Raw genomic sequence first — 22,731 nt, 5'->3', positions numbered from 1 at the left:
AAACTTGGAAATCGACCTAGGCCGAGTGGCTCCATTTGAGCGAAATAAACGAATGGCGGATGAAACGCTGACCTTTACCCGATGCATCGATTTTGAAACCCGCATCGGCGAAGGGCCGGTGTGGGATGAGCAACGCGGCGTTCTGTGGTTCGTGGACATATTGGCACCGGCCCTGTTTTCCTACGATCCCGCGCAGGGGCGTGTTCAGCGGTTCGATATGCCCGATCTGGTCACGAGCGTCGGCGTGACAATCGACGGTCGCTTGATCCTTTCGCTTCGCACATCAGTTCAATTTTTCGATCCGCTGAACGGCTCGCTGGAATTATTCGTTTCGCCCGATATGGGCGATCCCCTCAATCGCTTGAACGATGGAAAAGTCGGCCCGGATGGATGTTTTTGGGTTGGTTCGATGCATGACAAGCGCCCCGCCAAGCCGACTGGCGCACTCTACAGAATAACGCCAGCGGGTAAGTGTTCCGTGATTTTGCAGGGCATTCACGTGTCGAATGGCTTGGCCTGGGCCCCGGATGGTCGAACGATGTATCACGCCGATTCACGCGGGCCGTTCATCAAGAAATATGATTTCGATCCGACCACGGGCGCGATGTCCAATGCGCGCATAATCGCCGAGCCAGACGAAAGCACGGGCTTGCCGGACGGCGCGGCGGTGGATTGCGATGGCAATTATTGGAGCGCCGGCGTGACCTCAGGTCGCCTCAATGTATTCTCGCCAAACGGAGATTTGCTGCGAAAGATCGCAGTGCCGATGGCGGCTCCCACGATGCCCTGTTTTGGCGGGGCCGATTTGCGAACACTGTTTCTGACTGGACTCACGAAAGAGGTAGACGGAAAGATACTCTCGCGGGGGACATTGGTGTCGTGTCTCTCGCCGGTAAAGGGCATCGGGGTAAGCAAATTCGGACGACGCGATTCCCGTATTTGATATATGGTTTTTGCGCTTATTGATGCAGGTGCGTGTTTAGCGATAGTCTATCGCGAAGCTGAGCGCGGGATCGTAATGCGCGTCCCAATAGGCCTTCCAGAGCGTCTGGGTGATGGGGCCGACCTTCCCATCGCCGATCGGCTTGCCGTCCAGGTAGGTGATCGGCATTACGCCGCCAGCGGTCGTGACCATAAACAGTTCGTCGCAATCATAGACCATTTGCACCGGCACATCGTCCACCGTGCAGGGGAAGCCCAGTTGCTCCGCCAACTCCATCACGGTTTTTCGAGTGACGCCCTCAAGCACACCCTTGCGCGGCGTGTAAATCTTGCGGTCTTTGACCAGCATGACGTTGAAGCCGGAGCCTTCCGTGATGTTGGTGTCGCCGTCGGTCAGGATCGGATACACCGCGCCACGGTCGCGCGCCTCCAGTAGACCTCGCGTGAAATCACCCCATTGCAGGTTCTTCACAGTCGGGTCGATTGCTCCCGGCGGGGTGCGCCGTACGGTTCGAGCGATGATCGCCTGTCCTCCCGCCTTCTGCATTTCCAGGTCCATAACCCAGACATAGGGCGTGAGCATCAGATAGCAGAAATTCGTGCAGTCCTCCGGCGCATACTGACGCAAATAACGCAGGCCGCGCGTAACGACGATCATCACATAACCATCGCGAATGCCGCTCAATGCGGCCATTTCCACGAGCCGATTTTTGATCTCCTCCCGTGGCATCGGACTTTTGAGGCGCAGCAGCTCACAGCCTCGCTCAAGACGGTCGAGGTGATCGTCCAGCCTGAAGAACCGCCCATCCCAGATGGCAGGCACGTCATAGGTCAGGTCGGATTTCAGAAAGCCTTGATCGAGCAGCGGTATGCGCGCTTCGTAAACGGGCAGATATTCGCCGTCGACACAAGCAATGCCATCCGCAAGCGGGTTGTTACTCGCACGCAATTCATCGAACCGCCGACGATAGCCATTAGCGATATGATCGGTAAATGACATGCAGACCTCTCAATTCGTTGCGATTGTATGCCCGGCGATTTCCACCAGAGCGCTGCGAATATTCCCAACCGAGCCGAGTGCGGCGCGGTTCAGTACGGCGGAGACAGTTGGAGACGCCAACCCCCCGGTCACACGCAATATTTCATGGTCGAGATAGTCAAACAGCCGTTCCTGAATTTCAGCGGCCCACGTTCCACCCATCGAAAGGCGGCGCGCTGTCTGCTCCGCTATGATCACACGGTTTGTTTTCCTGATGGATTTGCCGATGGTTTCCCAGTCGATGCCAAAATGATCGAGACTGCGCAGGTCGATCACCTCCGCATCAATGCCCGCTTCTTCGGCGGCTGTAATCGCGTTCTGAACCATCACTGAAGTGGCCAGAACCGTGCAGGCGCGACCGGGTCGAACAACCCGCGCTTTGCCAAGTGGAATGCAGAAATCGCGGTCGCCTTTCGGCACTTCATAGCTGCGCTGGTAAAACTCGGAGTGCTCCAACAGCAGAACCGGATCATTGCAGATGAGTGCCGAATTCAGCAGGCCGATATAATCCATCGCTGTGGTGGGCGAAACGATGCGCCAACCGGGAAACATACCGAACAGCGCAGAAGGGTCGCATGAGTGCTGTGACCCATATCCGGTGTGCGGGGAAACGCGCACGCGCAGAACAATAGGCACCGGAAAGCCGTCGCCAAACATGTGGCGAATTTTGCCGACGCCATTGCCGATCTGATCGGCAGCGACAAAGCAAAAGTCCCCGAACATGATTTCAGCCACGGGGCGTAATCCGTTCAGCGCCGCGCCAAGCGCAACGCCTGTAAATCCGTTCTCCGAGATTGGCATTGGCAGAACGCGGTTAGCCGCCGCTTCCAGCGCACCGCGCGTGAACCCGCTCACACCGCCGCGCATCTGATGCGCGTCCTCGCCAAGCACGATGATCGTGGGATCACGCCGCATGGCCGCTCCCAGCGCGTCAGATGCGGCGGTTACGAATTTCGTTTCTTCCAGTTCAACTCCGTCGAGTTGATCATGATCGAGAAAGCGGCAACCGGCGAATTCCGACATGTCGCCGACAATGCCGTCATCGACAGTTGCGGGGTCGGGCCAGAGATTTGCAGGAATACGCAGATTGTTGCCGCCCGGCACCGGCTCGGTCAGGCGAGTTGCTGCAGAGGCAACGGCCTCGGTCACGGTCGAGTCGATGCGGGCAAAATCGGCGGCAGAAAGCAGCTTCATGGATTTCAGGCGCACCTGCGCTTGCGCTATGGGATCGCGCTTCATCCACTCGGCTTCTTCCTCCTTGGTGCGGTAGCCAAACTCACTGCCGGGGCGGCTGCCGGACTGGTGGAGATAGCGATAGCACATGGCCTCCACCACCACCGGCCCGCCGGTTTCGGCTATGATGCGCCGCGCTTCGAGCATCGCGCGATGAACCGCCACCACATCCATCCCATCGCATTCGATTGACGGAATGGCGAGCATTGCGCCACGCGAGGACATGCGTGTTTCCCGCGTGATCTCGCGAACATGCGTCGAGACGCCGTAGAGATTGTTTTCGATAAAGAAGATCACCGGCAGCGACTGCACAGCGGCGATGTTCATGGCCTCGTATGTGGCGCCGGCTTGCGTCGCGCCGTCGCCGAAGAAGGTGACGGATATGGCGTCACGCCCAAGCAACTTGTCCGCAAGCGCATAGCCAACAGCGTGAGGCGGATTGCCGCCAACAATGGCTGAACTGCCAACCACGCCAGCCTCATTGGCGCGCATATGCATCGATCCGCCGCGCCCGCCACAATAACCCGGCGCAAGGCCCATGATCTCGGCCATGAAGCGATAGATTGCATCGTTCATACCGGGATTGAACGCATCGGCGCGAATGTCAAAATTTTCCGGAACTTCCGGGTTGATCAGCTTCATCAAAACCTGATGGTGCGCGCGATGCGTGCCGTTGATCTTGTCGGCTGTGCCGAGAACAGACATTGCGCCGACAGCACCTGCTTCCTGGCCGATGCTGGCATGAGCCGGGCCGTGAATGAGTCCGGCTTTTTCGAGGTCAAGGAGCTTTTCCTCGAAGCGCCGGATGAGCAGCATTTGACCATACCAGTGGATGAGGTCACGCGCTTTTTCTGCGCGCCAATCTTCATCGGTAACGCTCAATCGGAACCAGGGAGCTGCGGGCGAAAGTGAAATCTTCTCAATCATTTTGCTTCCCCAATCCGCTCGCCATGAACATCGGGCCACCTCGCCAGCGCGGAAATCCGTAGCCATGCACTTCTACCAGGTCGATCTGCTCCGGCCCGGAGGCGATGCCTTCGCTCAAAATGCTTTTGCCTTCGTCTGCCATGGTCGAGACGAGGCGGGCAGATATTTCACGCGAATTCATGTCGCGAGGTGTGCCGAGCATCGGTGCGATTACGCGTAAAGCTTCGTCGGAGGGCCGGGGAGTTCTGTCTCCCACGGCATAGTCGTACCACCCGCCGCCGGTCTTCTGGCCTTTGCGGCCAGCCCGCACGAGAAGATCGCCGGGCATTTCTGGGATGTCCTGTCCATTCGCCCGCGCAGCTTCGCGGCGCATATATGAGATATCGAGCCCAGCCATATCCTGCATTTCGAATGGCCCCATCGCGAAGCCAAATTCGCGCATCGCAGCATCGATGGCGGAAATCGACACGCCATCAGCGAGCAACGCTATGGCCTCAGCGATGTAGCGACGAAGTATCCGATTGCCGATAAAGCCATCACAGATGCCGGAGCGTACCGGCAGCTTTTCAAGCTTGCGAGCAAGCGCAAAAGCTGTTGAGAGCACGTCCGGCTTTGTCTCCGGCAAGGGCACGATCTCGAGCAGTTTCATCACATGTGCGGGGCTGAAAAAGTGCATCCCAACGAAGCGACTGGTGTCGGCAATGCCCTCAGAAATCTGGCGTGGGTCCGTGTAGGATGTGTTGGTGGCAAGGATCGCGTCTGGCCGGCAGACACGCGCAATTTCCGCAAACGCCGCCTGTTTTACGGCCAGGTCTTCATACACGGCCTCGATCACCAGATCGCAATCGGCGAGCGCTCTGTAATCGGTGCCGCCTTCGATGCCCGCCATCCGCTCTTGCGCTTCGTCTTGCGTCAGCCTGCCCTTGGCGGCTGCGCCGCCGAAGATTTTTTCCAGATTGGAGAAACCGCGCGCAAGGCTGGCGTCATCGCGCTCAACCAGAACGACCGGAAGATGGGCGTTGCGAAGTGCAGCAGTGATGCCGACCCCCATTGTTCCGGCGCCTACCACCCCGATCTTTCGCAGTGGACGTGGAGCGATGTCGCGCAGGTCTTGCGGGCGCGGCGCTGCTCGCTCTGCAAAAAACAGATAGCGCAGCGCGGCGGATTCGCGAGATGCGCGCGCTTTCAGGAATACGGCTCGTTCGTTGGCCAGACCGGCCTCGATCCCGTTTTCGATTCCGAACCGCAGCGATCCCAACGCCAGAAGTTGGGCGGCCGCCCCTTTGGCAGCGCGCTTTGTTGAAGCTTCCGCGTCATGCCAGACTTCCGTTGCGGGCGCGATTACGGCGCGCTGTGAGGCGGGCACGGGCAATGGCGCGCCCGCAGCCTCATGCGCAAATGCGACAGCATCTGTAATCAGCTCATTCGTTGATATCCGATCAATCAAGCCAAGCTTTAGGGCCTTATCCACGCCGACGCGCTCCTGTGCGGTCACTATCGGGATAGATGCTTCCACTCCGATCAGGCGCGGCAGTCTTTGCGTTCCGCCTGCGCCGGGAATGAGGCCGAGCCCGGCTTCGGGTAGACCAAGCGTGGTTCCAGGCGCCGCAATTCGCAGATGGCATCCAAGCGCGAGTTCCAATCCGCCGCCGAGCGCAACACCATGTATCGCCGCGATCCAAGGCTTGTGCGCGCGCTCAATGGCGGTGATGACTTCAGGTAAACCCGGCTGCTCCACTGGCCGGTCGAACTCGGTGATGTCTGCACCACCGACGAAAAGCTTGCCCGCTCCATGCACAACGATAGCGGCGACGTTCGCATCCGCATCGAGCGACTGCACTGCATCAAGAAGCGCAATCCGCACGCCATGGCTGAGCGCATTGACAGGTGGGTTGTCGATCGTGACGACCGCAATTCCATTCAGCATTTCTGTCTTGATGGCCATTAACTTTCCTACGAACCGTCAGGCGGGCAGGGGGCTGGTAATTTCGCTGCAGGCGATTGCGCCTGCAGCGGCGAGTTCCGCGATACGCCGGTCATCCAGACCGAGCACGCGGCTCAAGACAGCGCGCGTATCCTCGCCGAGCAGCGGCGGAGCCTTCGGCGTATGGTTCGCCTGCGCGGCAAGACCGTGTGCAGAACGGATCAGGGAAACGGGTCCGAGTTGCGGATGTTGAAGTTTTTGAACGACGCCACGCTCGATAACACTGGGGCTTTGCAGCCCCTCGGCAACTGTTTTGACGCGACCCGCCGGAACAGCGGCGCGAAGACAGGCGTCAATCCAATGCTCGCAGGTTTGGCCGCTCAGGCAATCGGCAAGCAGCGGCAGGAGTTCGTCCCGGTTCAGCGCGCGCTCACGCGAGGTCGTAAACCTCGGATCGCGCGCAAGATCAGGTCGCTTGATCACCTGTTCGCAAAAGTCCACGAACATGCGGTCATTGCCTACTGCGAGCGCGAATGAACCGTTTGATGTCTCAAATACTTGATACGGCACCACCGTGGGGTGCGCGTTTCCATAACGTGTGGGTTCAACACCTCCATTCAAATAGCCGGTGCCGACATTGATGAGCAGGTTCAGTGTCGATTCCAGCAGGGAGATGTCCACAAACTGCCCAAGGCCAGTTTCTCGCCGCTCGTAAAGTGCAGCCAGAATGGATTGGGTCGCGACCATGCCGGCGACCACATCGGTAAAGGCCACGCCAAGCCGGTTCGGTGGGCCATCCTCCTCCCCGGTGATCGACATCAGACCGCTTTCGGCCTGCATGATGAAGTCGTAGCCGGGCCGGTCCCGCTCTGGGCCAGTCTGCCCATAGCCCGAAATGGAACAATAGATTATGCCCGGATTGCCCTCGCGCACTGTGTCGTATCCAAGGCCAAGCCGATCCGCCGTGCCGGGTCGGAAATTCTCGACGACAATGTCAGCGCGCTGCGCGAGTTGCTGCACAATGGCGCGGCCCTCCGGCGTCTTGAGGTCTACGGCGATACTTTCCTTGCCGCGATTGGCGCACAGATAGTAGGTGCTGACGCCTTTGTAGTTTGGCACCGACCACGCGCGCGTATCATCGCCGCCAATGACGTGCTCAATCTTCCAAACCTCAGCGCCCAGGTCCGCCAGGCTCATTGTCGCCCACGGTCCCGCCAGCACCCGCGAGAGGTCGAGAACGCGGATTCCTTCCAGCGGCAGCTTCGTTCGGCTCACGGTTTCCTCCCGGCCAATTTCAGGCGTGTCCAGCTAATCCCGTCGCTACTGCTCGCGGAAAATGGCAAGCGACGGAATGCCCTCCAGATTGTTCGACAAGCGGCGGCTCCACCTCGGCACAAATAGGCTGGGCGATGGGACAGCGCGTGCGGAAATGACAACCGGAAGGCGGGTTCAGTGGGCTGGGCACCTCACCTTTCAGCACGATCCTCGTGCGCGTTCGTTCGCGCTGCGGATCGGCAAGCGGCACCGCTGACATCAGCGCCTGCGTGTAGGGGTGCATCGGCATGCGATAGAGCTTGGCTTTGGGGGCGATCTCGACGACCTTGCCGAGATACATCACCGCTATTCGATCGCTTATGTGCTGTACCACTGAAAGATCGTGGGCAATAAAAATGTAGGCGGTGCCGTAGTCGCGCTGAATGTCTTTCAGCAGATTGAGTACGCCCGCCTGAACCGAGACATCAAGCGCCGAAACGGGCTCGTCCAATACGAGAAGCTCCGGCTTCAGTGCCAATGCGCGCGCGATCACCACACGCTGCCGTTGTCCACCCGAAAGCTCATGGGGGTAGCGCTTGCCATGCTCAGGATTGAGACGAACGAGGTCCAGCATCTCGGCAACGCGCGCTTTGCGCTGCGCGGGCGTCAGGTCGCTGATGCGTAGAGGTTCGGCGATATTTTCCGCAACTCGCATACGCGGATGCAAGGAGGCGTAGGGGTCTTGAAACACGATCTGGATGCTGCGCCGCAGCTTGCGCATTTCCTCAGGCGAAGCTTCATTTATATCGCGCCCACGGAATAGCGTCTGACCACTGGTCGGTTCGATCAACCGCAGGATACAGCGGCCGAGTGTTGACTTGCCGCAGCCGGATTCGCCCACAAGCCCAAGCGTCTCGCCCGGACCAACCTCGAACGATACGCCCGAAACTGCGTTCACATGAGCGACCGGCCTCTGGACCAGCAAGCCGCCCATAACGGGAAAACGCTTGACGATGTCGCGGACGGACAGAACCGCTGCGCTTTCGCTCATCGAGTGTCCTCCACGGTTCCGGCTGCAAAATGGCAAGCGGCTGTGTGATCGCCGAGGCGGTGGATTGGCGGAGCAAGCTGTCGACAAATATCCTGCGCTTCCACACAACGCGGATTGAAAGCGCAACCGCGTGGAAACTGACCGAGTGCTGGTGGCGTGCCCTCGATTGAAAAGAGACGCTCTTTCTCTTCCGCCATATTCGGGATGGAGGCGATCAGACCGCGTGTGTAGGGGTGGTTCGGGCGCGCGAAAAGATCATCCACCCCGGCCTGTTCGATAACCTGCCCCGAATAGACAACCGCCACCCTGTCTGCATGACCGGCCAACACGCCCAGATCGTGCGTTATCAGGATAAGCCCCAGCTTTAACCGCTCCTGCAGCTCGGCCAGAACCTCCATGATCTGCGCCTGCACGGTAACGTCCAACGCCGTTGTCGGCTCATCGGCAATGAGCAGGTCCGGATCGTTCGCCACTGCCATTGCGATCATTACGCGCTGACGCATACCGCCTGAAAACTCATGCGGATATTGCTGCAATCGACGGTCGGGCTGCGGAATCGCAACGAGCGCAAGCAAATCCTCTGCGCGGCGCATCGCCGCTTTCTTCGAGAGATCTTTGTTGTGCAGGAGTATGGCTTCAGAGAGTTGATTGCCAACGGTCATAACCGGATTGAGCGAAGACAGCGGGTCTTGAAAAATCATGGCGATGCGAGAACCCCGCAGCTTGCGCAACTCGCTGTTGGGAAGGCCGATCAATTCTCGGCCGCGAAAGCGTACAGAGCCGCTAACTCTCGCATTGCCGGATTGCAGGCCAATAGCAGCCAGCATCCCGACCGACTTGCCTGAGCCGGACTCGCCGACAATGCCAAGCACCTCGCCGGGATTGACCGACAGGCTGATGCCGCGCACCGCCTCGTGAAAATTCCCGTGCTTCCCGAAGGCGACACGCAAGTCGCGGACCTCAAAGAGCGGTTCGTCTTGCATCGTCCCGCTCATTTCGACCTCGGGTCAAAATAGTCGTGAAGGCCGTCACCGATGAAGTTGAAGCCGAGAACGATAGTGAGGATGGCGAGGCCGGGCCCAAACGCGACCCACCATGAATAGAACTGCGTTGCGCCATCTGAGATCATCGAGCCCCATTCCGGGGTTGGCGGCGTTGCGCCCAGTCCGATGAACGACAGCGATGCCGCCAGCAGAATGACCTGACCGAGGTCCATGGTTGCGCTGATAAGCACCGGCGTCCAACACAGGGGCAGAATGTGCTTGAACAAAATGCGCCCGCGACCAGCGCCCGCAGCAATTGCCGCTTCGACATGCTCGCGCTCGCGCACCTCCAGAACCTGCGCCCGCATCAGTCGGGCATAGATCGGCCACCACACGATCACCATTGCTATTGCTGCATTTTCAAGGCCGGGGCCCAGGGACGCGGCGACCGCCATCGCTAGCAGCATTGGCGGAAAGGAAAGCGTCACGTCCACCAGCCGCATGATGCCAGCGCCGGCAAATCCGCCGACATAGCCTGAGATCGCGCCAAGCAGCGATCCGATACTGACTGAGAGCGCAACGACGATAACCGCAATTGGCAACGAGTGGCGCGCGCCGTAAATCGTGCGGCTCAATACATCCCGGCCAAGCGCGTCTGTACCCAGCCAATGGCTCCAGCTTGGCGCCTGCAACCTTCGCGCTACAAGCTGCAGCGGATCATATGGCGCGATGAAATGCGCGAAAAGCGTAGCAATGATCCAGAACACCGCGATTGCGATTCCCAGAGCCAAAGGCAGTGACAACCAATGCAGCCGCGGAATTCGAAGCGTTGTTGCTACGCTCATCTCCCTATCCCAACCTCACGCGTGGATTGGCCACGACATAGGCAATGTCGGTCGCAAGATTGGTTAGAAGGAAGATCACGCCACCAACGATGGTCACGCCGATAATGGCAGGAAAATCGAGACCTCGCGCCGCATCCACGGCGTAAGATCCCATTCCGGGCCATGAGAAAATGGTCTCGGTCAGCACTGCACCAGTGAGTAGGTAGGCGAAGGAATAACCTATTACGGTAAGTGTAGGCACAAGCGTGTTGCGCAGCGCATGGCGGATCACGACGCGTAGCTCACCAGCACCTTTGGCGCGCGCGGTGAGAATGAATTCGCGGCCCATAACCTCGAGCATATTTGCGCGCACAAGGCGCGAAATCGTGCCCGCAACCGTCCAGCCCAACACGAGCGACGGCAGGATCAGATGCCAAAGTGCATCGACAAATATTTTGAAATTACCCGCCAGAAGCGCATCGATGGTAATAAACCCGGTAACAACGGGCGGAAGCGCCGCGCGCGCATCAACTCGGCCGGAACCCGGCAAAATTCCCCATTTCACTGAAGTCAGATAGAGCAGCGCGAGCCCCAGCCAGAAAACCGGGATTGAAGAACCGAACAGAGCGAAAAACCGTGCGGAATGGTCGATTGCAGTGTCTCGGAAATAGGCGGCTGTTACGCCGAGTGTGATTCCCACAACGGAGCCGATGAGCATCGCCGAAAGCACGAGTTCCATCGTTGCGGGCAAGCGATACATGACATCCTGCGCAACCGGGCGGCGCGTGATGAACGAGGTGCCCATATCGCCTTTGAGCAGGTTCGTGACATAGATCGCATAGCGTTCGGGCAGACTTTTATCCAACCCCCAGCGGGCCTTGGCGGCAGCAACGACCTCTGGATTATTCATCTGCCGCTCGGAAACGATGGCGCTGAGCGGGTCGCCCTTCACCACTGTTGTCAGCAGAAAAGCGAGCGTTACGATACCGAGGATGAGAAACGGCATCGCAATTAGTCGTCGCAGGATATAACTGAGCACCTGGGCTTGACCTTGGTTGTTCAAACAGCCTCAAAACCGATTATTGACAAGCGGCTTGGCTGACGTCAACAAAAATGAAATTATATTTCAGTTGCGCTTGGACGGGGACAAACGAGCGCGGCCGAGGGAGAGGATACATAGATGCGCAAGCGAACGAAGCGCGCCGAGGGTCACGACAATTCAGGAGCGGGAAACTCCGCCGCTACACTGACGCGCGGGCTGGAAATCCTGCGTGCGTTCAAAGCTGAAGATGCCACACTCGGCAATCAGGATCTCATTGAGCGCACGAGGCTGCCGAAGGCGACCATCTCCCGGCTGACCGCTACGCTCGTCAGTCTCGGTTATCTACATTACGACGACGATCTTGGTCGTTACAGCATCGGCCCCGCAACGGTTTCGCTGGGCTATTCCGCGTTGAGTTCAAGCGCGGTTGTCCATATGGCTCGCCCGCTGATGCAGGAGCTTGCTAACGAAACGGGGGCCGCCGTGGCGCTTGGCATGCGTGATGGCGCGGAGATGGTCTACGCTGCGAACTGCCGGTCGATGGCGCCGGTTTCTCTGCAACTCAACGTAGGTTCGCGGCTGCCGATCTGGCGAACGGCGATGGGCTTGGCCTATGTTGCGGACAGCGACCCCGCAACGCGCAAGCAACTGGTTGCGCAGATGGTGGCCGCCGAGCCTGCCAGGAAAGGCAAGATCATCGAGCTGGTAGATCAGGCAGTCGTCGACTTGGCCGAGCGCGGCTTTGTTTCGATTTTCGGTACCTGGTATAGCTACATCAATGCAGTCGGAGTTACCTTCAAGCCAACCGATGGCTCACCGCGCGTGGCGCTCACTTGCGGCGGCATCGTCGATATTGTGCCGCGAGAAGCTTGTCTCGAAGTCGTTGGTCCCAAACTCGTCAAGTTGGTCACGCGTCTCGGCGCAGTGCTCGAAGGTCGCCCGGCACCTTGAGGCGGAACTCGTTAAGCGCGAGCAATCGCTCCTATAAGGCATCGTTTGCGATGTACCTCAGCAGTGGGGCGTTTGTAGAATATTTCTCTACGTTCTATCGTACCGATCAGTCGCGGCTGCATTTCGCCATCAAGCCTGACGTCACCATACAAGGCAGCCTGGCGACCGGCTCTGAAACTTGACCCTCAATCGACAGCGGTCCCAAGCCTGCCTCAATATCTCAGTTTGACGCACCTCAAGATTGGGGGCAAATGTTTGACGGGAGAAAGCCCTGTCTGCGCTCCACGTTAATCCGGTGCAAACGACACGCGCCTCGTTCAAGGAGCCTGACATGCCGCATTTCACAAATTCCCGCGAGACACTCGTCACCGAGGCGATTGACGGCCTGCTGAGAGGCGCTGGCGGACGGCTCGCGAGGCTGGATGGCTATCCACACATCAAGGTCGTCGTGCGCACCGATTGGGACAAGTCGAAGGTCGCGCTCGTGTCAGGCGGCGGCTCCGGCCATGAGCCCGCGCACGCAGGCTTCGTCGGGCAGGGCATGCTCACCGCCGCCGTCTGCGGAGACGTGTTTGCCTCGCCTTCGGTGGATGCGGTGCTGGCCGCGATCCTGTCCGTTACGGGCGAGGCGGGATGTCTGCTCATCGTGAAAAACTACACCGGCGACCGTCTGAACTTCGGCCTCGCCGCAGAGCGTGCGCGCACCTTTGGGCTCAATGTCAGCATGGTGATCGTGGATGACGACATCGCCCTGCCTGATCTTCCGCAGGCGCGGGGTTTGGCTGGCGCGCTGTTTGTGCACAAGATCGCAGGCGCGGTCGCGGAAGCCGGTCAAGACCTTGAAAGCGTTACCGCCGTCGCAAAGCGTGTCATCGATGGCGCGGTGTCCATAGGAATGTCGCTCGACACCTGCACGATCCCCGGTTCGCCGAGAGAAACCCGCATTCCGCCGGGCTACGCCGAGCTTGGCCTGGGCGTACATGGCGAACCCGGTATTGAGCAGGTTGAGTTTAGAGGCGCGCGGCGGGCGGTGGAAATGATGATCGGCAAACTTGTGCCGCACATCAAGTCTGGTCCTCACGCCTTGCTGCTCAACAATCTCGGCGGCGCAAGCCAGCTTGAAATGGCGATATTGGCCGAAGACATCGCGCACAGCGAAATCGCGAGCCAGATCAAATGGATCGTTGGACCCGCAGCGATGATGACCTCGCTTAGCATGCAGGGCTTTTCCATCTCGCTGCTGCCATTAGCGAAAGACATTGAGCACGCGCTGCTTGCGCCTGCCGCGCCTGCTGCATGGTCGGGAACGAATCCCTTCGGTTCGGTCGAGATTTATCCCCTGCCGAATGGGCTCGCGCATATCCTGCCAATCCCTTCTGAAAACACAGAGCGCCGCGCGCTGATCGAACGCTGCTGCAATATTCTCATCGGGGCAGAGCAGCAACTGAACCTGCTCGATTCGAAATCTGGCGATGGCGACACGGGAACAACGCTGGCGACCGCAGCACGAGCGCTGAAATCCGCGCTCGACAGGTTACCGCTTGCGGACATGACGCAATTGTATCGCGCAATTGGAATGGAGCTTTCGCAAACTATGGGCGGATCCTCTGGCGTGCTGCTGGCGATCTTCTTCGCTGCGGCAGGCGATGCCTCCGCAAGCGGCAGCGACTGGGTTGATGGCCTGTCGGCCGGGCTCGACAGGATCCGTCAGGTCGGAGGTGCAAATCCCGGCGACCGAACGATGATCGACGCGCTCGTCCCGGCGCTGGCCAATCTGCGCAATGGGCTCGACGCTGCCGCCAAAGCCGCGCGGCAAGGCGCGAACCACACAGCGACAATCGGGCAGGCGAAAGCAGGGCGCGCGACCTATGTCGCCGAAGAAAAAATCCTTGGGCACAATGATCCGGGAGCTGAGGCTGTTGCGATCCTGTTTGAAAAGCTTAGCGCCAGCCGTCAGAACGGATGAAAAATGTTTGAGGATTTTCGCTGGCTTAACGAGCCGCCACACTGGAAGTCGTCAAACGACAGGCTTTCGCTGACAAGCGGCGACAAGACCGATTTCTGGCAAGAAACATTCTATGGTTTCCATCGCGATGATGGCCACGCCTTCTTGCGCTCGGTGGAATGTGATTTCACGATAGAAGCCACCATCATCGGCAAATATCAGGAACTATACGATCAGGCCGGTGTCATGCTGCGTCTGGACGAACGCAACTGGATCAAGACTGGAATAGAATTCACCGATGGCTTGATGCATTTCAGCGTCGTGGTCACGCGAGGAGTTTCAGATTGGTCGGTCATTCCTTTGCCGTACGCCAGCCCATCCGACGAAGTCAAAGTACGTGTAACCCGTCATGGCACCGCGGTCAGAGTTCAATATTCGATAGCCGGGCAGGCATGGCAGATGGCGCGGCTGGCGCCATTTTCTGATGCGCCTATAAATACTGGCGTCATGGCTTGCTCACCGCAGCGGGCGGGCTTTGAAGCGCAATTTCGCAATGTTGCAATCGGTCCGGCCATTTCTCGTCAGCTTCACGCGGACTGACTCTGCGGCTCGCTGCTGGCCGCAGGAACCGCAACACAGGAACTTCTGATCATCAGTCTCCCGCGCAACGTCAGGCGGCGTGGATCGGTGGGCGCATTGCCATTGATGCGATCCAGCAGCATCGCCACAGCCTGTTCGCCAATCGCTTCGACTGGCTGGCGCACCGTTGTCATTTGCGGCTGAAAAACATCCGCGAATGGAAAATCGTCAAAGCAGATCACAGACACGTCTTCGGGGCAGCGAAGGCCGAGATCGCGGATTGCCTTCATTGCGCCAACCACCATCGGATTGTTCGCGGAAAAAATCGCTGTTGGTCTATCAGGCAGGGTCATCAGCTGCATCGCTGCCGAGTAGCCGTCCTTCTCGTGAAAATCGCCGCGCCGCACCAGCAGCGGATCAAATGCGATACCGCGTGCCGCCAGCGCCGCGCGATAGCCCGCATCGCGCTCGCGCATCGTGGCAATATCCGTCTCGCCCGTAATATAGCCAATCCGTTTGTGGCCGAGCCGCGCCAGATATTCGATTGCCTCGAATACCGCCGCCTTATTGTCGAGAACGACCGCGTCGAGATCGATCCCGTCGCAAAGCCGGTCGATCAGCACGATGGGAACTTTAGCGGTGCGCACGATGTTGCCAAACGCCTCATCGTCACCCACTCGCGCGACAATCAACCCGTCCACCATGCGATCCAGCAATAGCCTGATCTGCTCATCCTGGTTGCTGAGATTTTCGTCCGTGCAGAACAGCATCACGGCATAGCCCGCGCGGTCGAACGCCTGCGTGATAACCGCCACCACCTCGGTGAAAAACGGGTTGGTGATATGCGGAACCGTAAGGCCGATCGTGTGGGTCTTGCCGAGCTTCAGGCTGCGCGCAACAGCGTTGCGCTGATAGCCCACCCGGCGGATAGCCGTTTCAATGCGGCCAGTGGTTCCGGGGCTCACGCGCGCCGTATTGTTTATGAACGCGGATACGGTCGCGACTGAAACGCCGGCCTCTCGCGCGACATCCAGCATGGTCGGCGCGCCAGACCTTCCAACTCCCTTCATTTCGCACCTTCAATGAAACGTTTCGACAGGTCGACTTCCGCATTTGCGCAAATAAAAGCCTTTTATTTAAGCGATATAGCAGATTTGCGAGGCAGTCACGGTAAATTTCATTCGCCTTGTGATTGACAGTTTCGAAACGTTTAGATTACCTAGAATTGTATCACCGACGGGGAAGGGAGGCCGCGTCACGATGCCTGCCCATGCCCCTGAAACTTCCACTGCTTATGTTCTTGAGGCCGTCAAGGTCAGCAAGAGTTTCGGCGGCATTGCGGCGCTGACGGATGTCGACTTCGCGCTTCGGCCCGGCGAAATTCATGCGTTGATGGGTGAAAACGGCGCGGGCAAATCCACGCTGATGAAGATCCTGTCGGGCGTTCACACATCGTATGAGGGTGAGATACGCATCAATGGTAGGCCGATGCAGTTTGCCAGCATTCGACAGGCCGAGCAGGCTGGCATCGCGATCATCCATCAAGAACTGAATCTCGTTCCCGAGCTCAGCGTTGCAGACAACATCTTTCTGGGTCGCGAGCCGCGCATTGCGGGTCTGATTGTCGATAAGCGCGCGGCGCGAAAAGCGGCCCGCGAATTGCTTGGCCGGCTTGGCATTGAGCTTGACCCCGACGCGCGCGTTGGCGGATTGCGAATGGGTGAGCAGCAACTCGTCGAAATCGCGAAGGCGCTATCGCTCTCCGCGCGCATCCTCATCATGGATGAGCCAACGTCCGCGCTTTCCCCTTCCGAATGTGAGCGGCTTTTCCGCATCGTCCGCCAGTTGGCTTCGCAGGGCGTGGCCATCGTCTACATTTCGCACCGACTGGACGAGGTGATGGAACTCGCGGATCGCGTGACGGTGTTTCGCGATGGTCGCCATGTGCTCACCCGCGACATGTCGGGAATGACGCAAGACGACATCATTGCCGCGATGGTCGGGCGCAATCTGCTCTCCGCCAACATAGGCAAAGCAGAGATTCACAAATCGCCCGTGCTTTCCGTGCGCGACCTCACGCTTTCAATCCCGCACCGGCGCGAATGGCGCGAAGTGCTGAAAGGCGTGAGCTTTGATCTGCACCCCGGCGAAATTCTGGGCATAGGCGGGTTGCTTGGTTCGGGCCGTACGGAAATTCTCGAATCCATTTTTGGCTCGACGGAAGGCCGTGTTGGCGGCGAGATTTTCGTTGACGGTGAACGCGTGCATTTTGCATCGCCGCGAGACGCCCGCCGCAAGGGACTAGCGCTGGTCACAGAGGACCGCAAATCCGAAGGCCTCCATCTGCATGCTTCGATCAAGGACAACGTCGCACTACCGGTTCTGGCCCGCTTATCGAAATTCGGACTGCGCGCTTTCGGCGAAGAGGCAAAGCTTGCGTCCGGCGCAGTCAAGTCGTTGGGTATTCGCTGCGCGGGAACGGATCAGCCTGCGGGCAGTTTGTCAGGCGGCAATCAGCAGAAGGTCGTGATCGGCAAATGGTTGGCAACCCGGCCGAGAATCCTTCTGTTGGATGAGCCAACCCGAGGCATAGATGTTGGCGCCAAACGCGAGATTTACGATTTGATCTTCCGCCTTGCCCGAGATGAGAAAATCGCAGTTGCGGTCGTCAGTTCGGAAATGCCCGAACTCCTGCTTTTGTCCGACAGGATATTGGTCATGGCGGAGGGGCGGCAGCGCGGCACGCTCACACGAGAAGACGCAACGGAACAACGTGTAATGCAGCTTGCCGCCCCTCACGCGTCGGGGAGGGCCGCGGCGTGAGCGCATTGCGCATGATCTCCCGCACCAAGCTCTATTGGGGGCTGATCGCGATATTCCTTGTCGGCGTGTTTCTGTCGCCGGTCAGTTCCAAGGGGAACAACATCTTCCTGTCCTCCGGTAACTTGCTGGACGTTCTCCGGCAGGTTTCAACCACGGGCCTCATCGCGACAGGCATGACTGCGGTCATCATAACGGGCGGCATAGACCTTTCCGTGGGTTCGATCATGGCGATTTGCTCGGTGGTCTGCGCAATGTTGCTGACCGTGCCGGGCGATACGCCTGCTGTCGCTTTCGGCCTGCCGATGGCGGGCATTGTCGCGCTCACCATTGGCTTCGCCATTACGCGCTTTGTGTTCACCAACCTTGAAAAGCAGCACATCGGCATTGATCCCGGTCGTGACGTCACGCTGGACCGCACGCGCGGCCTTATTGTCCCGCTTGTCGTCGGCTTGATTCTCGCGGCTCTGCTGCTTTGGTATTTGATACCGCAGATCCCCACGAAATTCGGCGTGCTCGGCGTATTGATCGTCGCGCCCTGCGTTGGTTTCTGCTTTGGCGCGATTAACGGCATCATCATCGTCGGCGGCAGGTTGCAGCCGTTCATCGTGACCCTGGCGATGATGGTAACCGCGCTCGGTATCGCGCGTCTAACCGCCGGGCAAAACAACGCCGTCCTGCCCGTTTACACGGGCAGCAACGCAGTTGCGGAATTCGACGTTCTGCGTTCGCTGGTGTTCGGTGTGGTGCCGATGCCGGGCCTGTTCTTCATCGCGGCCATCACGATTTATGCCGCCGCGCTGCGGTTCACGCCCTTTGGCCGATATGTCTATGCGATAGGTGGCAATGAGGAGGCTGCGCGGCTTTCCGGCATTGATGCAGGCAAGGTGAAAATCGCGACCTATGCCTTTTCCGGCCTGCTGGCTGGCATCGCCGCTGTCCTTTATGTCGCGCAATACCGGCAGGGTAAGCCCGATGCCGGCGCTGGCCTCGAACTGGACGCCATCGCGGCAGTTGTCATCGGCGGCACAAGCCTGATGGGTGGGCGCGGCTCGATGGCTGGCACGTTTTGCGGTGTGCTCATTTTCGGCCTGCTGTCGAACATCCTGCAACTGCACAACATCAATTCCAATCTTCAGCTCGTGCTGAAGGGCTTGATCATCGTGGGCACTGTCCTCGTTCAGGAGCGCAACGCCCTCGATATGCTCAGCTTCCTGCGCCCGGCACTCGGTTCGCCTGCGCGGAAAGACGTGTCCACAGACAGGGGCACGCAAGAACAAATACTTGCCCAAAAAACCGGAGGAAATGTCAAATGAAACGTCGTGACCTTATCGGACTTGCAGCCATTGCCGCATTGACGGCCACCACCGCGCTGACCGCCAGCCAGAACGCATTTGCGCAGGACAAGAAATTCAAGATCGGCTTCAGTCAGGCAACCACGATCGAGCCATGGCGCGCCCAATTCAACAAGGACATCATCGCAGAAGCGGCGAAGCACCCAGAGGTCGAGCTCATCATCACCGACGGCGAAGACAAGACAGAAAAGCAGGTTGCCGATGTCGAAAATCTCATTCGCCAAGAGGTCGACGCGCTGCTGATTTCGCCGAAGGAATCCGCTGGCCTCACGGGCGTGGTGCTTCAGGCAATCGACGCGAAAATCCCCGTATTCGTTCTCGACCGCAACGTCGAGACAGACAAGTACACGCAGTTCGTCGGCGGCGATAACAAGCTGATCGGTCGCGCGGCTGGCGAATATGCTGTCGAGCTTCTGGGTGGAGCCGGCAAGGCGCAGGGCAATGTCGTCGAAATCTGGGGTGGCATGGGCACGCAACCCGCGCATGACCGTCATGACGGCTTCCACGAATTTACCGACAAGGAACCCGGCATCAAGAATCTGCTTGACCAGCAGTCCGGCGACTGGAAGCAGGACCAAGCCTACAACATCATGGCCAACGCTCTGCGCAGCAATGAGAAGATCGACCTCGTCTATGGTCACAACGACCCGATGGCCTATGGCGCTTATCTGGCAGCGAAGGACGCCGGCCGTGAGAAGGAAATCAAGTTCATCGGTATTGATGCGCTTCCGGCCGAGGGCGTTACCTGGGTGAAGAATGGCGAGCTTACCGCCACCTTCCTCTATGCGACGCCGGGTGCTGAGGGCCTTCGTCAGGCCATCAAGTTCCTGAATGGCGAAAAGGTCGAAAAGACCATCACCTTGCCGACAGAGAAGGTGACTTCTGAAAACGCTGAAGCAATCCTGAAATCAAAGGGCATGTAGGCCTTTGCCGCGGGGCGCTCGAAAGGGCGCTCCGCTGCGCGGAGGGCAGGCAGGCACAACCGTTGGCGGGCGGGTGCCTGCCTGATTCCGGGAGGCGATATCGAACATGAACCCTGCCGAGTTGGTTCAATTAAGCAGCAAGCGACCTGTGCCGCTGACCCGTCTTGGGTTCGGCGGCGCGCCGCTCGGCAATCTCTATCGCAAGATAGATGATGCGGATGCGCACGCTGCCCTGCAAGCGGCGTGGGTGTCCGGCATCCGCTATTTCGATACGTCGCCCCAATATGGTCTGGGTCGCTCGGAAATGCGTATGGGCGAAGCATTCAAGCATTTTGAACGTTCAGAGCTTACGGTTTCGACGAAGGTTGGCCGGTTGCTGGAAGATTGCGACCCACAGGACGTTACGCCCGAAGCCTTTGTCGACGTGCCGCAAAAACGCATCGTCTACGACTATTCATACGACGGCGTCATGCGCAGCCACGCAGCAAGCCTCGAACGGCTGGGCCTTGAAGCGGTAGATATCCTGTTCGTTCACGATGTCGATTCCTTTACGCATGGTTCCCGCGCAGCCAGTGATGCGCGCGTTCGCGAACTCTTTGACCGCGGTGGCTATCGCGCGCTTGTCGAGCTTAGAGATTCAGGTGCCATCAAGGCGTTCGGAGCAGGGGTGAACGAGTGGCAGGTTTGTCAAACCCTGCTCGGCATGGGCGATTTCGACTGCTTCCTGCTGGCAGGTCGCTACACTCTGCTCGAACAGGATGCGCTCGAAAGTTTTCTGCCGGAATGCGTCAAGCGCGATGTCGGCATCATGCTTGGCGGGCCTTACAATTCGGGGATTTTGGCAACAGGTCCAGTCGAAGGCGCGCGCTATAATTATGCTCCCGCATCGCCTGAAATTCTGGAGCGCGTGCGCAGGCTGGAAACCGTGTGTAGGGAACACGGCGTGCGTCTCATCGAGGCTGCTCTACAATTCCCGGCGGGACATCCGGCGATCAAAACCATCATCCCCGGCGCCGCGAGCCGTGCGGAAGTATTCGCCAATGTCGAGCTATTTTCGCGCGAACTGCCGACAGGTCTTTGGGACGATCTCAAGCTGGCCGGGCTGATACGCAAGAACGCTCCGGTTCCGGGAGAAACCTGATGCTGCGTGGTATTGATCCGGTTCTTTCGCCCGAGTTGCTGCGCATTTTGCGCGCGATGGGCCATGGCGACGACATCGTCATCGCCGATGCAAATTTCCCCGCCGAATCCTGCGCTGCCGAACTTGTACGGCTCGATGGTTTGAGCGCGCCGCAAGTCACGCGTGCAATATTGAGCGTCATGCCGCTCGACGATTTCGTGGACGATCCCGTGTGCAGCATGGCGATTGTGGGCGACGCAAATACGCTGCCGCCCGTTGTTGCGCTTATGCAGAGCGTCATCGACGAAGTCGCGGACAAGCCTGCCGCCATCAAGCCGTTGGAACGCTTCGCGTTCTACGAGCGCGCGCGAGCCGCATTCGCTATCGTCCAGACCGGCGAAACGCGACATTACGGCAATTTGCTTCTCAAGAAGGGCGTTATCGCTTCGCCCGAGTAAGCGTTAAACCGCAACCGAATGGCGCGCGCCGCCCTTCGCGAAATAGGGATCGAAATGCGAAGCAACCAGACGTGTCATGGTCTGGTCCGTAATGGTGAAAAGGTCGCCATCCTGCCTCAACCCCGACATTGGCGATTGCGCTAAAATCGTCGCTTCTGCCAATAACGCCTGAGCAGGAGGGCCGAAGCGGTCGAGCAGCCCGCGCGTGCTGAGTGCAAAATCGCACATCAGTCGCTCGATTGCCCACCCACGCATCCGGTCATCGTCGGAAAATGCGATCCCGCGCGCCGCCGCCAACTCGCCATCTGAAACGACGCGGCAATAGTCTGCGGTGGCTACGATGTTCTGCGCATATCCATCGCGATAGCGGCTCACGGAGGAAGGTCCAAGACCGATCAGCGTCTCGCAACGATCGTCGGTATAACCCTGGAAATTGCGCCGCAGCCGCCCCTGGCGTGCGGCGATAGCGAGGCTGTCGCCGGGCAGGGCAAAGTGGTCGATGCCAATGGCCTCATATCCTTCAGCGACAACGCGCTGCGCGGCGGCGCGCGCCTGCGCCAGACGTTCAAGTCCCTTCGGCAAGGCCTCTTCATCAATCATCGTCTGGTGCTTTTTGAACCACGGCACATGTGCATAGCCGAACAGCGCAATCCTGTCTGGCCGTAGTGAAAGCGCCTGATCCAGAGTTGCAGCCAGCGTGTTCAGGGTCTGGTGCGGCAAGCCGTAAAGCAGATCGAGATTGACGGACCGCACGCCGCGTTCGCGCAATCCTTCCACAATTCCGGCCGTGAGTTCAAAGCTTTGGTCGCGATTGATTGCCTTCTGCACGCGTTCGTCAAAATCCTGCACGCCAAGGCTGGCGCGGTTCATCCCGATTTCGGCCAGCATATCCAGCCGCTCGTCCCCCATATCGTTGGGGTCGATCTCGATGCTGAATTCGACGTCCGGCGCAACAGCGAAGGCCTTGTCTATTTCCGCCCGCAGCGCCTTCATATCCTCCGGCTTCAGCATGGTTGGCGAACCGCCGCCCCAGTGGATCGCGCGCACGGCTGCACGTCCAGCAATGCGCGCACCGACCGTACGAATTTCTGCATGTAGTGCTTGCAGATATTCGCTCACCGGATCATAGCGCAGTGTCTGCTTCGTATGACACGCGCAAAACCAGCAGAGCCGGTCGCAATACGGAATGTGCAGGTAAAGCGAGAGCGCGTCGCCTTGCGGGATTGCATCCAGCCAGCCCGCAACTGTCCCTGCACCCACCCCCTTGTGAAAATGCGGTGCGGTTGGGTAACTCGTATAGCGCGGAACGTTGGTTTCAATCGCGCGGTGTGACGAAGCGGTCATGGCATTCCTCTGCGTTG

19 protein-coding genes are annotated in these 22,731 nt (G+C 59.0%); 9 read left to right on the top strand and 10 right to left on the bottom strand.

What is annotated here, in order from left to right; all coding sequences use genetic code 11:
- Window positions 1–52: 52 nt before the first annotated feature.
- Window positions 53–943 carry an SMP-30/gluconolactonase/LRE family protein gene (locus DY251_RS04680; RefSeq protein ID WP_116622688.1) on the top strand — a complete coding sequence of 297 codons (891 nt, stop codon included), beginning with the start codon at window positions 53–55 and terminating at the stop codon, window positions 941–943.
- A gap of 36 nt (window positions 944–979) precedes the next feature.
- Here the strand turns inward: DY251_RS04680 and DY251_RS04675 are convergent, their stop codons facing one another.
- The 8 genes from DY251_RS04675 to DY251_RS04640 are packed head-to-tail and all read right to left on the bottom strand — an operon-like array spanning window position 980 to window position 11,216.
- Complete coding sequence (locus DY251_RS04675) at window positions 980–1,942, bottom strand: aminotransferase class IV (protein ID WP_116622687.1); 963 nt, start codon at window positions 1,940–1,942, stop codon at window positions 980–982.
- Between the two features lie 9 nt (window positions 1,943–1,951).
- On the bottom strand, window positions 1,952–4,141 hold the full coding sequence (locus DY251_RS04670; protein WP_116622686.1) for an alpha-ketoacid dehydrogenase subunit alpha/beta: 2,190 nt from the start codon (window positions 4,139–4,141) through the stop codon (window positions 1,952–1,954).
- Window positions 4,134–6,086, bottom strand: a complete 1,953-nt coding sequence (locus DY251_RS04665; RefSeq protein ID WP_116622685.1) for a 3-hydroxyacyl-CoA dehydrogenase NAD-binding domain-containing protein — start codon at window positions 6,084–6,086, stop codon at window positions 4,134–4,136. The genes DY251_RS04670 and DY251_RS04665 overlap by 8 nt, the downstream gene beginning before the upstream one ends.
- Before the next feature lie 18 nt (window positions 6,087–6,104).
- Entirely contained in the window at window positions 6,105–7,340 is a 1,236-nt protein-coding gene (locus DY251_RS04660; protein ID WP_245415855.1) for a CaiB/BaiF CoA transferase family protein, read from the bottom strand.
- 19 nt (window positions 7,341–7,359) lie between these two features.
- Complete coding sequence (locus DY251_RS04655; protein WP_116622683.1) at window positions 7,360–8,370, bottom strand: ABC transporter ATP-binding protein; 1,011 nt, start codon at window positions 8,368–8,370, stop codon at window positions 7,360–7,362.
- Window positions 8,367–9,365 carry an ABC transporter ATP-binding protein gene (locus DY251_RS04650; protein WP_116622682.1) on the bottom strand — a complete coding sequence of 333 codons (999 nt, stop codon included), beginning with the start codon at window positions 9,363–9,365 and terminating at the stop codon, window positions 8,367–8,369. The genes DY251_RS04655 and DY251_RS04650 overlap by 4 nt, the downstream gene beginning before the upstream one ends.
- Window positions 9,362–10,198 (bottom strand): ABC transporter permease, encoded by an 837-nt coding sequence (locus DY251_RS04645; protein WP_116622681.1) that lies wholly within the window; start codon window positions 10,196–10,198, stop codon window positions 9,362–9,364. The genes DY251_RS04650 and DY251_RS04645 overlap by 4 nt, the downstream gene beginning before the upstream one ends.
- A gap of 4 nt (window positions 10,199–10,202) precedes the next feature.
- Complete coding sequence (locus DY251_RS04640) at window positions 10,203–11,216, bottom strand: ABC transporter permease (RefSeq protein WP_116622680.1); 1,014 nt, start codon at window positions 11,214–11,216, stop codon at window positions 10,203–10,205.
- Between the two features lie 141 nt (window positions 11,217–11,357).
- On the opposite strand from DY251_RS04640, the gene DY251_RS04635 reads away from it, so the two are divergent.
- From DY251_RS04635 to DY251_RS04625, 3 genes are all read left to right on the top strand, one after another.
- On the top strand, window positions 11,358–12,170 hold the full coding sequence (locus DY251_RS04635) for an IclR family transcriptional regulator (RefSeq protein ID WP_116622679.1): 813 nt from the start codon (window positions 11,358–11,360) through the stop codon (window positions 12,168–12,170).
- Window positions 12,171–12,501: 331 nt separating this feature from the next.
- On the top strand, window positions 12,502–14,136 hold the full coding sequence (locus DY251_RS04630; RefSeq protein WP_116622770.1) for a dihydroxyacetone kinase subunit DhaK: 1,635 nt from the start codon (window positions 12,502–12,504) through the stop codon (window positions 14,134–14,136).
- 3 nt (window positions 14,137–14,139) lie between these two features.
- Entirely contained in the window at window positions 14,140–14,715 is a 576-nt protein-coding gene (locus DY251_RS04625; protein WP_116622678.1) for a DUF1349 domain-containing protein, read from the top strand.
- Here DY251_RS04625 and DY251_RS04620 read toward each other — a convergent pair.
- On the bottom strand, window positions 14,703–15,731 hold the full coding sequence (locus tag DY251_RS04620; RefSeq protein ID WP_116622677.1) for a LacI family DNA-binding transcriptional regulator: 1,029 nt from the start codon (window positions 15,729–15,731) through the stop codon (window positions 14,703–14,705). The genes DY251_RS04625 and DY251_RS04620 overlap by 13 nt on opposite strands.
- 223 nt (window positions 15,732–15,954) lie before the next feature.
- On the opposite strand from DY251_RS04620, the gene DY251_RS04615 reads away from it, so the two are divergent.
- The 5 genes from DY251_RS04615 to DY251_RS04595 all read left to right on the top strand — a co-directional run bounded on the left by DY251_RS04615 (window position 15,955) and on the right by DY251_RS04595 (window position 21,370).
- Complete coding sequence (locus DY251_RS04615; RefSeq protein WP_116622676.1) at window positions 15,955–17,517, top strand: sugar ABC transporter ATP-binding protein; 1,563 nt, start codon at window positions 15,955–15,957, stop codon at window positions 17,515–17,517.
- Complete coding sequence (locus DY251_RS04610) at window positions 17,514–18,830, top strand: ABC transporter permease (RefSeq protein WP_116622675.1); 1,317 nt, start codon at window positions 17,514–17,516, stop codon at window positions 18,828–18,830. The genes DY251_RS04615 and DY251_RS04610 overlap by 4 nt, the downstream gene beginning before the upstream one ends.
- Window positions 18,827–19,792: a substrate-binding domain-containing protein gene (locus DY251_RS04605; RefSeq protein WP_116622674.1), complete on the top strand. Its 966-nt coding sequence runs from the start codon at window positions 18,827–18,829 to the stop codon at window positions 19,790–19,792. The genes DY251_RS04610 and DY251_RS04605 overlap by 4 nt, the downstream gene beginning before the upstream one ends.
- 106 nt (window positions 19,793–19,898) lie before the next feature.
- The gene (locus DY251_RS04600) at window positions 19,899–20,933 is read left to right on the top strand and encodes an aldo/keto reductase (protein WP_116622673.1); all 1,035 of its coding nucleotides are present in this window, start codon (window positions 19,899–19,901) and stop codon (window positions 20,931–20,933) included.
- Window positions 20,933–21,370: an RbsD/FucU family protein gene (locus DY251_RS04595; RefSeq protein WP_116622672.1), complete on the top strand. Its 438-nt coding sequence runs from the start codon at window positions 20,933–20,935 to the stop codon at window positions 21,368–21,370. The genes DY251_RS04600 and DY251_RS04595 overlap by 1 nt, the downstream gene beginning before the upstream one ends.
- Window positions 21,371–21,373: 3 nt before the next feature.
- Here the strand turns inward: DY251_RS04595 and hemN are convergent, their stop codons facing one another.
- The gene (gene hemN, locus DY251_RS04590) at window positions 21,374–22,714 is read right to left on the bottom strand and encodes an oxygen-independent coproporphyrinogen III oxidase (protein WP_116622671.1); all 1,341 of its coding nucleotides are present in this window, start codon (window positions 22,712–22,714) and stop codon (window positions 21,374–21,376) included.
- Between the last annotated feature and the right edge of the window lie 17 nt (window positions 22,715–22,731).

Source organism: Mesorhizobium denitrificans, assembly GCF_003403035.1.
Taxonomy (GTDB): domain Bacteria; phylum Pseudomonadota; class Alphaproteobacteria; order Rhizobiales; family Rhizobiaceae; genus Mesorhizobium_G; species Mesorhizobium_G denitrificans.
This window is presented reverse-complemented; position numbering and strand designations above follow the sequence as displayed.